Here is a 12,610-nt window from a genome sequence, read left to right on the forward strand (position 1 = left end):
GGGGGACGGGCGGCCGGAGGTCACTGGGGTGTGGCGAAAGCGAGTGCGCGTGCGGGATTGTCGACCATGATCGTGCGCAGCGCCTCCTCGCTCACCCCCAGGCGGCGCAGGGCGGGCAGGAAGTGCCGCGGTATGTAGTCGTAACCCTGGCCGCCGTACCGCTTGAGCTGGATCTTCTGGCAGACGTCGTGGCCGAGCACGAGGTGGTCGACGTAGCCGCGCTCGATCAGCTCGGCGATCCCGCGGGCCACCTTGTGGTCGCTGGTGAGGACGAGGTGGCCCCAGGGGCTGCCGGGTGAGGCGAGGAAGTCGAGTTCCACGAAGACGCCGCGGGCCAGCAGACGGTCGCCGAGTGCCGGGTCCATGAGGACGTCCATGGCGTGACCGAAGACGATGTTCTCCGGGGCCACCCCCTCGTCGGTGAGGACGTCGAGCACGGTGAACTTGTCCTCGCCGACCCCGCCGACGTGGAAGGCGATGGGCGCCCCGGTCACCCGGCTGGCCCGCCCGCTGGCCCGTACGCTCTTGAGTTCGTTCTCGGTCAACGGGGCGCTGTCCGCGCCGACTTCGCCGATGATGCCCGAGCGCACGCCGCTGTCGCCGACGCCGATGACGACGTCGCGCACGATGTCGTCGGCCAACTCGTCCACGCTCCGCTCGGCCATGTCGACGGGGTGGAAGGTCGGGGTGTACCAGCCGGCGCCCATGACGATGTGGAGCCCGCTGGCCCGGGCGAGCCGGCGCAGCGCCTGCGGGTTCCGGCCCAGGCCGCTTGGGGAGACCTCGACCATGGTGCCGCCGCCGGCCGCGCTGAAGGCGCGTACCTCCGCCAGCATCTCGTCGAAGTCGCCGAGCACGTCGTTGTCGGCGTTCGGGCGGCCGTGCCGGGTGCGGGCCAGGGTGGCGAGGGAGAGGGGTTCGGCGGCCTCGGGGGAGTCCTCGCCCGGGCGGTGGAAGCGCTCGGGCCGGCGCAGGTCCACGAAGATGTGCTCGTGCATGAGCGTGTGGCCGAGCGCGGCCGGGTCCACCGGCCCGTCGACGGTGAGGGCAAGACCCGTCAGGTCGGGGATCTCGAAGGGGTAGCGGCTCATGCGTCGGCCCTCCGGTGCGCGATGGTGAGCAGGCGGGCGGGGTTGTGCACGGTGACCCTCTCGATGAGCGCGTCATCGGCGCCGACCATCCGCAGGTACGGCAGGAACTGCTGGAGGAGGAAGCCGTATCCGCCGCCGCCGTAGGCGAGCAACTGGGCCTTGGTGTGGGTGCCGTGCGAGAGCAGGATGCGGTCCGCGTGGCCGCGGCGGGCCAGTTCGACCACGGCCGCTGCCACGTCCTGGTCGTCGCTCACGCTGTGCACCGACGGCAGCCTGCCGAGCCGGTCGAACTGGAGGAACACGCCGCGCGCAAGCAGCGGTTCGAGGTCGTCGGGGCGCGGGGCCAGCGCGTCACAGCCTCCGACGGCCACCCGCCCCAGATCGGCGCCGGACGCGGCGAGCAGATCGAGTACGCGGGCCTGGGTTACGGAGTCCGCGGAGCGGGTGAGGGCGAGCGGGGCGCCGGTGGCTGCCGCAGCCCGGGCCGCGGCCACCAGCAGCGTGCGGGCGGCGGGCTGCTCCGGGTCGAGCGCGGCCAACTGGCCGATGAGGCCGGCCCGTACCCCGGCCACCCCTTCGGTGAGGTCCCGGACGAACTCCTCGGTCAGCTCGTCCACGCCGGGGCTAGCGTGTCTGGTCGTGCTGGTGGGATCAGCGGGTCGGCCGGGGTGGTGGCGGCCGGTGCCCATCACGAGGTGCACCCCACTCGCCTCGGCGATCCGGCGCAGCGCCGCCGGCTGTCGGCCGAGGCCCGCCGGGGTGGCGTCGACCAGGGTGCCGCCGCCGGCCGCCCGGAACGCGGTGGCCTCGGCGACGGCTACCCGCTCGTCGTCGAGCAGCCAGTTGTCCCGGTTGGCGGCGCCCAGGGTGAGGTCGCCAAGCAGGTCCATCGTCAGGGGAGCGTGGTAGAGCCGGCGCGGCCCGGCGGCTGCGGGACGGGGGTGTCCCGCAGCCGCCCAGGACTCCGCGGTGTCGGCGGGCGGGGCGAAGTCGCTCAGCAGGTGTTCGTGGGGGAGGACCAGGCCGAGCGCGTCCGGCGAGACCTCGCCGGTGACGGTGGTGACGCTCCCCCCGGACGACGGCCCGGGCCGCGGCGCACCGGCCGCACCGGCAGTCGAGTCGGTGGTGGACATGCGGCTCAATCTAACAGGTGAGATGCCACATCGTATACGATCGCGAACCCGAGAATGGCGGGGACTTTCCGCACCGCGGCGTCGCGCTGCCGCGCTGGGGTGCCCCCTTCCGCCCTACCGCTTCGCGCTGCCACGCGGGGGTGCCGTCTCGCGCTGCCAACTCGCGCTGCCGCGCCGGGTCATCCGGTGCTGCCCCGCCATCTCGCGTTGCCGCGCTGCGCCGCCGTGCCCCGCCGTCACATCGTGCTGTCTGCCCGCAGTTGCGTCTCCTTGCCGCGTCGGGCCATGCTGCGTGGCCCTGCCGTGCGCCGCGCTGTCTCGCATTGCCGCACGGCGCCACTTCGCGCTGCCGCGCTGTGCGGCCCTGCTGCGCTGTCGCGTGGCTTGGCCGCGTCGGGCCACCGCGTGTTGCCATGCCGTGCGTCGTTGTCGCATGGCCTTGCCGCGACGGGCCCCTCGCGTTGCCGCGTTGGCGCCCCTCTCGGCGACCCGGCGGGCCCGGCGCGAGGCCAGGTCGGGCAGCAACCCCGCCGGGGCAGCACCCCACCGGGTGGCAGCCCGCTACGGCGCCGACTTGGCCTGTCGCAGTGCGTCCGCGGTGGCGATCTTGTGGGCGCAGGCGACCTGCTCGATCTCGCCGGCCTCGGCGCCGGTCTCGATCAGCTCAAGGAGCCGTTCGTGCTCCGCGACCGAACGCCTCGCCCGCCCGGGCACGTAGCTGAAGGTCGAGCGCCGCATGTGGTCCAGGCGCGCCCACTCGGCCTCAAGGAGGGCGACCAGGTGGGCGTCCGGGCAGTGCTCGTACAGCGAGAAGTGGAACTCCCGGTTAAGGGCCGTGAAGGACGTGGGGTCGAAGTCTTCGAGCGCCTGGGTCATCCGGGTGTTGACGGTGCGGGACCGCTCGATGTGCCGGCCCGTCATGTGGGGCGCCGAGATCGCCGTCGCGTACCCCTCAAGACGGGCCAGCACCTGGAGCGAGTGCTCCACCTGGGCGGCGTCGAAGACCGCGACCCGGGCGCCGATGTTGCGCACCACCTCTACCAGCCCGTCGGACTGGAGCCGGCGCAGGGCCTCGCGCAACGGGATGGTGCTGACCCCGGTCTCCCGGGCGAGCTGGCTCAGCACCAGTCGGTAGCCGGGTCCGTAGGTCCCGTCCAGGATGCGCGAGCGCAGCAGGTCGTAGCTGAGCTCGGCCTTCGACCCCTTGGCGGGGGTCGCCTTCCCCGTCTTCTCCGTGGCACTCATCGGTGTTCCTCCACCCTGGGCCGGTGGGCCTTGCGGCGGTCCCGGCACTGACCTCGTGCGCTCACCCTGCGAGCACATCCAGGACTGTACGGCGGAACGCGTCCTGGGTGAGAACCTCGTGGTGCGCGCCGGGGACCCGGGTCAGCTCCGCGCCCGCGACCAGGGCGACTACCCGCTCTATGCCGTGGGTCATCATGTCGTCCTGCCCCACGACGAACGCCGGCGGTGCCTGGCCGTCCCAGACCTGCGGCACGAACGGCGTGCTGCGCAGCCCCTCCACGCACAGCGCGAGGCCCGCCGCCCGGGGCCCGTGTGCGCGCACCATGCCGGCGATCATGCCGGTGAACGGGTCGGCGGGCTCGGTGCCTTCGGCGACCGCGCGGTGCAGCGCCGCCACGTCCACCGCCTCGAAGGGCTCGGCGGGGCTGAGCCCGCCGAGCAGCGCCCGCCGCACCCGGCCGGGCGCAGCCGCCGGCACGTCCCAGCCGAGCCGTGCGCCCAGCGAGTACCCGACCAGGTCGAACGTGTCGATCCCCGCCTCGTCCAGCACCGCGACCAGATCGCTGACCAGGGCCGGCGCGGTGACCTCGGCGGCCGTCGCGGGGGCCGGGCTCTCGCCGTGGCCGCGCAGGTCGGGGACGATCACCGTCCGCCCGGCCGCGGTCAGCGCCCGGACGATGCCGCTCTCCACCCAGTCCCGGTGCCCGTCGGAACCGAAGCCGTGCACCAGCAGGACGGGCGGCGCGCCCGCGGCCTGGTCGGGGGTGAACGTACGGACGGTCAGACCAGTTCGACTCTGCATGGGTCGCACATCCTCACCTTGAGTTCCCGGGCGTCCGCAGGCCCCCTTGAGGCCGCCGCCCGCTGTCGCGAAGCCGGTCGGGGCTTCATCTTCCCCGACTGGATGTGCATGATATCGTATACGATTACTGGACCGCCGGCGTTGTCCGGCCCGGTATTCCAGGAAGGCCGTCGCCGTCCGCGCCGGAACCTCGCCACGCCGGCGCGGACGGGCCCCGCCCCTCCTCGACAAGCGCCTGACGCCGCCCACGCCCAGGAGAACTCCCATGCCGCATCCGCTGGGAACCCAGCCGTCGAAGATCATCGCCGTCCACCTCAACTACCCCTGCCGGGCCAAGGAACGTGGACGCATCCCCAAGCAGCCGTCCTACTTCCTCAAGCCGCCCTCCTCGCTGGCCGGCACCGGCGACGCCCTGGTGCGCCCCGCCGACTGTGAACTGATGTCCTTCGAGGGCGAGATCGCCCTGGTCATCGGCCGCCGCGCACACCGCGTCAGCCCCGAACAGGGTTGGAGCCACGTCGCCTGGGTGACGGCGGCCAACGACGCCGGCGCGTACGACCTGCGCTACGCCGACCGCGGCTCCAACCTGCGGTCCAAGGGCGCCGACGGGTTCACCCCGGTCGGGCCCCGGCTGCTGCCGGCCGCCGACCTCGACCCGGCCGCGCTGCGCCTGCGCACCTGGGTGGGCGGCGAACTGGTCCAGGACGCCGACACCGCCAGCCTGCTCTTCCCGTTCGGCGACCTCATCGCCGACCTGTCGCGCCTGGTCACCCTGGAGCCGGGCGACGTCATCCTGACCGGTACGCCCGCCGGCGCATCCGTCACCTCGCCGGGCGACACCGTCGAGGTCGAGGTCAGCACCCTGGACGGGCAGACCAGCAGCGGCCGGCTCACCAACCCGGTGGTCGAGTCCGACCACCCGCTGGAGGCATGGGGCGCCATGCCGCGGGTGGACGCCGCACTGCGCGCCGACGCCTGGGGCCCGGCCCACCCGCAGCAGCCCGCCCTGGCCCCCGAGATAGCCGACGCGCTGCGCGGCCTGGCCACCGCCACCCTCAGCTCCCAGTTGCGCAAGCGCGGCTTCCAGCACATGACCATCGACGGGGTACGGCCCACCGATCCCGGCGCCAAGCTCGTCGGCACCGCACACACCCTGCGCTACCTGCCGCTGCGCGAGGACCTGTTCGCCCGGTACGGCAACGGCATGAACGCCCAGAAGCGCGCCGTCGAAGAGCTGCGCCCGGGCCAGGTGCTGGTGATGGACGCCCGCCGCGACCCGACCTCCGGCACCATCGGCGACATCCTGGCGCTGCGCGCACAGCGCCGCGGCGCGGCCGGCATCGTCACCGACGGCGGCCTGCGGGACAGCGCCGCGGTGGCCGACCTGAACCTGCCGACGTACTACGCGGCCGAACATCCCGCCGTCCTCGGCCGCCGGCACGTCCCCTGGGACACCGGCGTGCCGATCGCCTGCGGCGGGGCACTCGTACAACCCGGCGACATCCTCGTCGGCGACGCCGACGGGGTCGTCATCGTCCCGCCGGACCAGGCCGAACAGCTCATCGCCGACAGCACCGAACAGGAACTCCAGGAGCGGTTCATCGCCGAGCAGGTGTCGGCCGGCGAACCCATCGAGGGCCTGTACCCGCTCGGCCCCGCCTGGAAGACGGCCTACGAGCAGTGGCGCACCACCCAGTCCTGACCGCGCCCCCGCGCACCACCTGACCCCGTCCGCGTACGGGCTCCCCACCTCCACCGCGTACGAGGGCCGAGATCCGTACCGGAGTTCCCCAGCCCACCGCGTACGGACTCCCCTCCCACCCTGCGTGCGGGACTGCCACCCGCGTACGGGGTTCCCACCCCGCGCACCCACCCAGGCGCCACGCACGCAGGCCACCCACCCGAACCTCACCCACCCGCGCACCCGGTCCGCCCCCGCCCACACACCCGGGCGTGACCCCGTCCGCACCCACCACCCACGGAGCAACCCATGAAGTTCCGCAGTGACCCCGCCACCATCCGCGGGTCCATCGCCCCGGTCGTCACCCCCTTCGCCGCGGACGGCGCGGTCGACCACGACAGCCTGCGCGGACTGATCCGCTGGCAGCTCGAATCCGGCTCGCACGGCATCTCGCTGGGTGGCTCGACCGGTGAGCCCTCCGCGCAGACCGTCGCCGAGCGCATCGCGGCCATGCGCACCGCGGCCGACGAGATCGGCGACCGGGTGCCGTTCCTGCCCGGCACCGGCTCGCACAAGCTGGACGAGACGCTGGAGATCACCGCAGCCGCCCAGGAACTGGGCGCCGACGCCGCCCTGGTCATCACCCCGTACTACGCGCGACCCACCCAGGAAGCGCTCTACCAGTGGTACGCCACGGTCGCCCGCGAGTTCCCCGACCTGCCGCTGGTCGCCTACAACGTGCCCTCGCGCACCGCCGTGGACATCGCGCCGCAGACGGTGCAGCGGCTGTTCACCGACTTCGACAACTTCGTCGGCGTCAAGGAGACCACCAAGGACTTCGAGCACTTCTCCCGCGTCCTGCACGCCTGCGGCCGTGACCTGCTGGTGTGGTCCGGGATCGAGCTGCTGTGCCTGCCGCTGCTGGCGCTCGGCGGCGCCGGGTTCGTCTCCGCGGTGGCCAACCTGGCGCCGACCGCGGTGGCCCGGATGTACGAACTGTGGGAGGCGGGCGACTTCGAGGCCGCCCGCGACCTGCACTACCGGCTGCACCCGCTGGTCGACCTGCTGTTCGTGGAGACCAACCCGGCGCCCGCCAAGTGGGTCCTTGAGCAGCAGGGCCGGATCACCTCCGGGCACGTGCGCCCGCCGCTGACCGGGCCCACCGACGAGGGCCTGACCCGCATCCGCGCCCTGCTCGCCGAGGGCGGCGACCTCACCCAACAGATCTGACCCAACAGATCCGGCCCCGCAGCTCCGACCCCTCCGACACGGGAAGAGACACACCATGTCCACGCACCGAAACCCGGGTCGCCCCGCCGACCTGCCTGAGCAGATCCGCCACTGGATCGGCGGCGAACTCCTCGACAGCGCCGACGGCCGCACCTTCCCCGTCAGCGACCCCGTCTCCAACGCCCCCTACGCCACCGCGGCGGCCGGCAACACCGACGACGTGGACCGGGCCGTCACCGCCGCCGCCGCGGCCTTCCCCGCCTGGTCCAAGCTGGGCAACCGGGAGCGCGCCCGCATCCTGAACCGGATCGCCGACGCGGTGGAGGCCCGCGAGGAGCGGCTGGCCGCCTTCGAGACCTTCGACTCCGGGCTGCCCATCACCCAGGCCCGCGGCCAGGCCAGGCGGGCGGCCGAGAACTTCCGCTACTTCGCCGACGTGATCGTCGCCCTCGGCGAAGAGGCGTTCCGGGTCGGCGACCAGCAGATCAACTACGTGGTCCGCAGCCCCATCGGCGTCGCCGGCCTGATCACACCCTGGAACACGCCGTTCATGCTGGAGAGCTGGAAGCTGGCCCCGGCGCTGGCCGCCGGCTGCACCCTGGTTCTCAAGCCCGCCGAGTGGACGCCGCTGTCGGCCAGCCTGTGGCCGGAGATCCTGGACGAGGCCGGCGTGCCGTCCGGGGTGGTCAACATCGTGCACGGCATCGGCGAGGAGGCGGGCCAGGCCCTGGTCGACCACCCGAAGGTGCCGCTGCTCTCCTTCACCGGCTCCACCGACACCGGCCGACACATCGTCCGCAGCTCGGCCACCCACCTGAAGACCACGTCGATGGAGCTGGGCGGCAAGTCCCCGGTCGTGCTCTTCGCCGACGCCGACCTGGACACCGCGCTCGACTCGGTCGTCTTCGGCGTCTTCTCGCTCAACGGCGAGCGCTGCACGGCAGGCTCCCGGGTGCTGGTGGAGCGCCCGATCTACGAGGAGTTCACCCGCCGCCTGGCCGAGCGCGCCGAGCGGGTCAAGGTCGGCCTGCCCTCCGACCCGGCCACCGAGGTGGGCGCCCTGGTGCACACCGAGCACTACGAGCGGGTCCTCGGCTACGTCGAGATCGGCAAGCAGGAGGCCAAGCTGGTGGCCGGCGGCAGCCGCCCCGACCACCTGCCCGAGGGCAACTACCTCCAGCCCACCGTCTTCGCCGACGTCGCCCGGGACGCCCGCATCTTCCAGGAGGAGATCTTCGGCCCGGTCGTCGCCGTCGCCCCCTTCGACGACGAGTCCGAGGCCATCGAACTGGCCAACGCCACCGAGTACGGGCTCGCCGCCTACGTCTGGACCTCCGACCTCCAGCGCGGCCACCGGGTGGCGCACGCCGTCGAGTCCGGCATGGTGTGGATCAACTCCCACAACGTCCGTGACCTGCGCACTCCCTTCGGCGGGGTGAAGTCTTCGGGCCTGGGCCGGGAGGGCGGTGCGCATAGTATCGACTTCTACACCGAGTCGAAGATCGTCCACGTCATGCTCGGCCAGCCCCACACCCCCCGCTTCGGCGCGTGACCGCCAAGGAGCCGCAACCATGACCACCCCTCCTGATGTCGTCCGCTCCGCCTACGCCCAGCTCGTCGTCACCGACCTGGCGAAGGCCCGCTGGTTCTGGGCCGACATGCTGGGCTTCCACATCCAGTACGAGGACCAGACGCAGCTCTGCCTGCGGGGGACCGACGAACTCACCCACCACTCGCTGGTGCTGCGCAAGGGTGAGACCGCCGCGCTCGACCACATCTCCTACCGGGTCCGCACCAGCGAGGACGTGGACCGGGCCGAGGAGTACTTCCGGGCCCTCGGCCGGCCGGTGCGCCGCGTCCCCAAGGGGACCGGCACACCCGGCGTCGGCGACGCCGTCCGCGTCATCGACCCGCTCGGCTTCCCGGTGGAGTTCTTCCACGACATCGAGCGCGCCGAGCGCCACATCCAGCGCTACGACCTGCGCCGCGGCGCGGAGATAGCCCGCCTGGACCACTTCAACATCTGCACCCCCGACATCCCCGCCGCCTACGCCCACTACCAGGCGCTCGGCTTCGGCTGCTCGGAGACGATCGAGGGTGACGAGCACGAGTTGTACGCGGCGTGGATGTACCGCAAGCAGACCGTCCACGACGTCGCCTTCACCGGCGGCGCCGGCCCGCGCCTGCACCACGTGGGGGTGGCCACCCACGAGTCGCACCAGGTGCTGCGCACCGCCGACCTCTTCGGTTCGCTGCGCAAGGAGCACCACATCGAGCGCGGCCCCGGCCGGCACGGCGTCTCCAACGCCTTCTACCTCTACCTGCGCGACCCCGACGGGCACCGGGTGGAGATCTACACCTCCGACTACTACACCGGCGACCCCGACCACGAGACGTACCGGTGGAACGTGCACGACGACCGCCGCCGCGACTTCTGGGGCAATGCGGTGATCGAGTCCTGGTACAAGGAAGCGTCCCCGGTGCTCGACCTGGCCGGCAACCCGCTGCCGGTCACCGAGGCAGTCCTGGACGAGTCCGCGGTCCAGGTCGGCGCCGACGGCCTCGGCATCGTCGAACCGGGCAAGCAGCCGGCGACCGAAGAGGGCTGAGCAGCCCCACAGCACCACGACGCGACCGGGTGACGGCTGAGGCCGGCACCCGGTCACGTCGTTAGGGCGCCGCTCCTGTGGACCGACGGACTTTCACTGCCCCAGCGATGCATGACTATGCATAACGCTGGGCAGGGACGAGGGATGCCGTACGGCTCCAGATGAGGCGATTTCGGTAAGTCAGCTCAGGAAAGCTCGTTGATACCTTCTGTCCGGCCACCCCGTCTCTCGGTATGGTCATTCGGTACACCACATAATGTGTGGGTGGTGCCGCGGGACCACGCGGCCCCTTCCGCACCAGGACGAGAGGACACGAGGTCATGCCGGTACCTGGCCCACGGGGCTTCCGCAGTCGGACCGCGGCACTGGGCATCAAGGACGAGGCGGACGACTTCGTCGTCGTGCTCTCCGACGTGCCCGCCGTGGTGTCGGCGGTCTTCACCCAGTCCCGATTCGCCGGACCCAGCGTCACGCTCAGCCGCGAGTCCGCGGCCACGGGCCGGGCCCGCGGCGTGCTGACCGTCGCCAGGAACGCCAACGTCGCCACCGGCGCCGAGGGCCTGGCCAACGCACGCGAGGTGCGCGCCCTGGTCGCGGACGCGGCGGGGATCGCCCCCGAGGAGCTGCTGATCGCGTCCACGGGCGTCATCGGACGGCAGTACCCGATGGACCGGATCAGGTCCGGGCTGGCCAAGCTGGCCTGGCCGTTGCCGGAGATCGACGCGGAGTCGACCGCGCGGGCGATCATGACGACCGACACCGTCCCCAAGCACGTGACGCTGAGGTGCGGCGACGCGGTCATCACCGCCGTCGCCAAGGGCGTCGGCATGATCGAGCCGAACATGGCGACGCTGCTGACGTTCTTCTTCACCGACGCCGAGCTGGCACAGCCGGTGCTCGACCGCATCTTCCGCCGGGTGGTCGACCGCACCTTCAACGCGCTGAGCATCGACACCGACACCTCCACGAGCGACAGCGCCGCGATCTTCGCCAACGGACTTGCGGGGCCGGTGGACGAGGCCGAGTTCGAGGCCGTGCTGTACGAGGCGGCCCTGCGCCTGGTGCGGTCGATCGCCTCCGACGGCGAGGGCGCCAGCAAGCTGATCGAGGTACGGGTGACCGGCGCGCGCGACGACGCGCAGGCCAAGCGGGTAGGCAAGACCGTGGTCAACTCGCCGCTGGTCAAGACCGCCGTGCACGGCGCCGACCCCAACTGGGGCCGGGTCGCGATGGCGATCGGCAAGTGCGAGGACGACCTCGACATCGACCCGGCGAAGGTGACGATCCGCTTCGGGGACGTGGAGACCTACCCGGCGCCCACCACCGACGAGACGCTGGCCGCGGCGACCGCCCACCTCAAGGGGGACGAGGTCGTGCTCTCCATCGACCTCGCCATCGCCGCCGGCGCGTTCACCGTCTACGGCTGCGACCTCACCGACGGCTACATCCGGATCAACGCCGACTACACGACCTGACGCGTCCCACCCGGACGTGCCGGGGGCGGGAGCAGCCTGGCTGCTCCCGCCCCCGGGCCCGCGCCCTGCACACCCTGTCTCAGTGGCAGCACTTCAGTGCAACGCACCGGGCCTCGGCCCGGCCGCCTCCGCGGGGTGGTCGCCCGCGGCAGCGGCCCCGCCCTGCCCGTGCAGCCTCGGCCGTACGGTGGCCCACACCAGGACACAGCCGATGACGATGGCGACGGTCATGGTCAGCGCCATGGTCAGGGCCGCCGTACCACCGAGCGCGACCAGCGGCGCGACGATCGGGCCGACGGCGAAGCTCGACATGCCGAGCAGGGCCGCCGCGGTACCGGCCCGCTCCCCGTGGCCCGAAAGCGCCAGCGTCGAGCTGTTGGGGCTGATCACCCCGTAGCAGAACAGCACCAGCGCGAGCAGCAGGAGCAGGGTGACCAGGCCGAGGTCGAGCAGGACCGCACCGAGCAGTGCGAGCGCCGCCACCGCGGTCGCCGTCGTACCCAGGACGTACATGCGCGCGGGACCGGCGCGGCGCACCACGGCCCGGTTGGACAGCGAGCCGAGCACCGCGACGATCGCGTTCATGGCGAAGACGGCGCCGAACGCCTGCGGGCTGAGGCCGAAGCCGTCCTGGAGGACGAAGCTGATGGACGCCAGATAGGTGAAGAAGGCGGTGCCCGTGCACGCCCCCACCAGCAGGAAGCAGACGAAGAGCCGGTCGCGCAGCACCGCGCCGAACCGTCGGCCGGTCTCCGCGAACCTGCCGTCGTGGCGCTGCTCGGGCGGCAGCGTCTCGGGCAGCAGCGTGGCCGAGATGACCAGCAGGACGAGCCCGATCCCGGCGAGCACGACGAACAGCCCGCGCCAGTCGAGCACCGCGGCCAACTGCCCGCCGGCGACCGGCGCCAGGATCGGGGCGAGTGCCCCGACCAGACCGAGCAGGCTGAGCAACCGGGCGAGTTCGGCACCCGACGCGATGTCGCGGGCCGCGGCCAACGCGATGACGATGCCGGCCGAACCGGCGATGCCCTGGAGGAACCGCAGCACCAGCAGCATCTCGATGGTGGGCGCGAACGCGCACAGCAGCGAGAGCACCATGAACAGCGCCACGCCCCACAGCAGCGGTCGCCGCCGGCCGAGCCGGTCGCTGAGCGGGCCCGCCACGAGCTGGCCCAGCGCAAGGCCGAGCATGCACACCGACATCGTCGCCTGCGCCAGGCTCTCGCTGGTGTGCAGGTCGTCGGCGAGCTGGGGCAGCAGCGGCATAGACAGGTCCATGGACAGCGGCCCGAACACTTCGAGCGACCCCAGTACGAACGCCGCGCGGCGCGCGCTCATGATGCG

Annotated in this window: 10 protein-coding genes; 5 read left to right on the top strand and 5 right to left on the bottom strand. The window is 72.4% G+C overall.

Annotated features, from left to right (window positions below):
* Positions 1-20: 20 nt before the first annotated feature.
* The 4 genes from ACMA1D_RS17150 to ACMA1D_RS17165 all read right to left on the bottom strand — a co-directional run bounded on the left by ACMA1D_RS17150 (position 21) and on the right by ACMA1D_RS17165 (position 4,271).
* Positions 21-1,091: a phosphotriesterase gene (locus ACMA1D_RS17150; RefSeq protein WP_414724851.1), complete on the bottom strand. Its 1,071-nt coding sequence runs from the start codon at positions 1,089-1,091 to the stop codon at positions 21-23.
* Entirely contained in the window at positions 1,088-2,224 is a 1,137-nt protein-coding gene (locus tag ACMA1D_RS17155; RefSeq protein WP_414724852.1) for a phosphotriesterase, read from the bottom strand. Before ACMA1D_RS17155 ends, ACMA1D_RS17150 begins: the two co-directional genes overlap by 4 nt.
* Before the next feature lie 561 nt (positions 2,225-2,785).
* Positions 2,786-3,469, bottom strand: a complete 684-nt coding sequence (locus ACMA1D_RS17160; protein WP_414724853.1) for a GntR family transcriptional regulator — start codon at positions 3,467-3,469, stop codon at positions 2,786-2,788.
* A 61-nt stretch (positions 3,470-3,530) separates the two neighbouring features.
* Entirely contained in the window at positions 3,531-4,271 is a 741-nt protein-coding gene (locus tag ACMA1D_RS17165; RefSeq protein ID WP_414724854.1) for an alpha/beta fold hydrolase, read from the bottom strand.
* 265 nt (positions 4,272-4,536) lie between these two features.
* Between ACMA1D_RS17165 and ACMA1D_RS17170 the strand changes: the two genes are divergently transcribed.
* The 5 genes from ACMA1D_RS17170 to argJ all read left to right on the top strand — a co-directional run bounded on the left by ACMA1D_RS17170 (position 4,537) and on the right by argJ (position 11,266).
* The gene (locus tag ACMA1D_RS17170) at positions 4,537-5,973 is read left to right on the top strand and encodes a fumarylacetoacetate hydrolase family protein (RefSeq protein ID WP_414724855.1); all 1,437 of its coding nucleotides are present in this window, start codon (positions 4,537-4,539) and stop codon (positions 5,971-5,973) included.
* Positions 5,974-6,261: 288 nt separating this feature from the next.
* Positions 6,262-7,182, top strand: coding sequence for a 4-hydroxy-tetrahydrodipicolinate synthase (dapA, locus tag ACMA1D_RS17175; RefSeq protein WP_349991441.1), 921 nt, complete (start codon positions 6,262-6,264; stop codon positions 7,180-7,182).
* Positions 7,183-7,237: 55 nt separating this feature from the next.
* Positions 7,238-8,734 carry a 5-carboxymethyl-2-hydroxymuconate semialdehyde dehydrogenase gene (gene hpaE, locus ACMA1D_RS17180; RefSeq protein WP_414724856.1) on the top strand — a complete coding sequence of 499 codons (1,497 nt, stop codon included), beginning with the start codon at positions 7,238-7,240 and terminating at the stop codon, positions 8,732-8,734.
* Positions 8,735-8,753: 19 nt separating this feature from the next.
* Positions 8,754-9,791: a 3,4-dihydroxyphenylacetate 2,3-dioxygenase gene (hpaD, locus tag ACMA1D_RS17185; protein ID WP_414724857.1), complete on the top strand. Its 1,038-nt coding sequence runs from the start codon at positions 8,754-8,756 to the stop codon at positions 9,789-9,791.
* A gap of 320 nt (positions 9,792-10,111) precedes the next feature.
* The gene (argJ, locus tag ACMA1D_RS17190; protein ID WP_414724858.1) at positions 10,112-11,266 is read left to right on the top strand and encodes a bifunctional glutamate N-acetyltransferase/amino-acid acetyltransferase ArgJ; all 1,155 of its coding nucleotides are present in this window, start codon (positions 10,112-10,114) and stop codon (positions 11,264-11,266) included.
* 93 nt (positions 11,267-11,359) lie between these two features.
* Here argJ and ACMA1D_RS17195 read toward each other — a convergent pair.
* Positions 11,360-12,610, bottom strand: a 1,251-nt coding sequence (locus ACMA1D_RS17195) for a multidrug effflux MFS transporter (protein ID WP_414724859.1), incomplete at its 5' end; no start/stop codon positions are given.

The sequence above is a fragment of the Streptomyces sp. 796.1 genome (genome assembly GCF_047525675.1).
Lineage (GTDB): Bacteria > Actinomycetota > Actinomycetes > Streptomycetales > Streptomycetaceae > Streptomyces.

What these genes read in the sequence shown, in the direction of transcription:
- ACMA1D_RS17165 (WP_414724854.1), bottom strand. Translation starts at nt 4,271, where the DNA reads ATGCAGAGTCGAACTGGTCTGACCGTCCGTACGTTCACCCCCGACCAG.
- ACMA1D_RS17150 (WP_414724851.1), bottom strand. Translation starts at nt 1,091, where the DNA reads ATGAGCCGCTACCCCTTCGAGATCCCCGACCTGACGGGTCTTGCCCTC.
- argJ (WP_414724858.1), top strand. Translation starts at nt 10,112, where the DNA reads ATGCCGGTACCTGGCCCACGGGGCTTCCGCAGTCGGACCGCGGCACTG.
- ACMA1D_RS17155 (WP_414724852.1), bottom strand. Translation starts at nt 2,224, where the DNA reads ATGTCCACCACCGACTCGACTGCCGGTGCGGCCGGTGCGCCGCGGCCC.
- ACMA1D_RS17170 (WP_414724855.1), top strand. Translation starts at nt 4,537, where the DNA reads ATGCCGCATCCGCTGGGAACCCAGCCGTCGAAGATCATCGCCGTCCAC.
- dapA (WP_349991441.1), top strand. Translation starts at nt 6,262, where the DNA reads ATGAAGTTCCGCAGTGACCCCGCCACCATCCGCGGGTCCATCGCCCCG.
- ACMA1D_RS17160 (WP_414724853.1), bottom strand. Translation starts at nt 3,469, where the DNA reads ATGAGTGCCACGGAGAAGACGGGGAAGGCGACCCCCGCCAAGGGGTCG.
- hpaD (WP_414724857.1), top strand. Translation starts at nt 8,754, where the DNA reads ATGACCACCCCTCCTGATGTCGTCCGCTCCGCCTACGCCCAGCTCGTC.
- hpaE (WP_414724856.1), top strand. Translation starts at nt 7,238, where the DNA reads ATGTCCACGCACCGAAACCCGGGTCGCCCCGCCGACCTGCCTGAGCAG.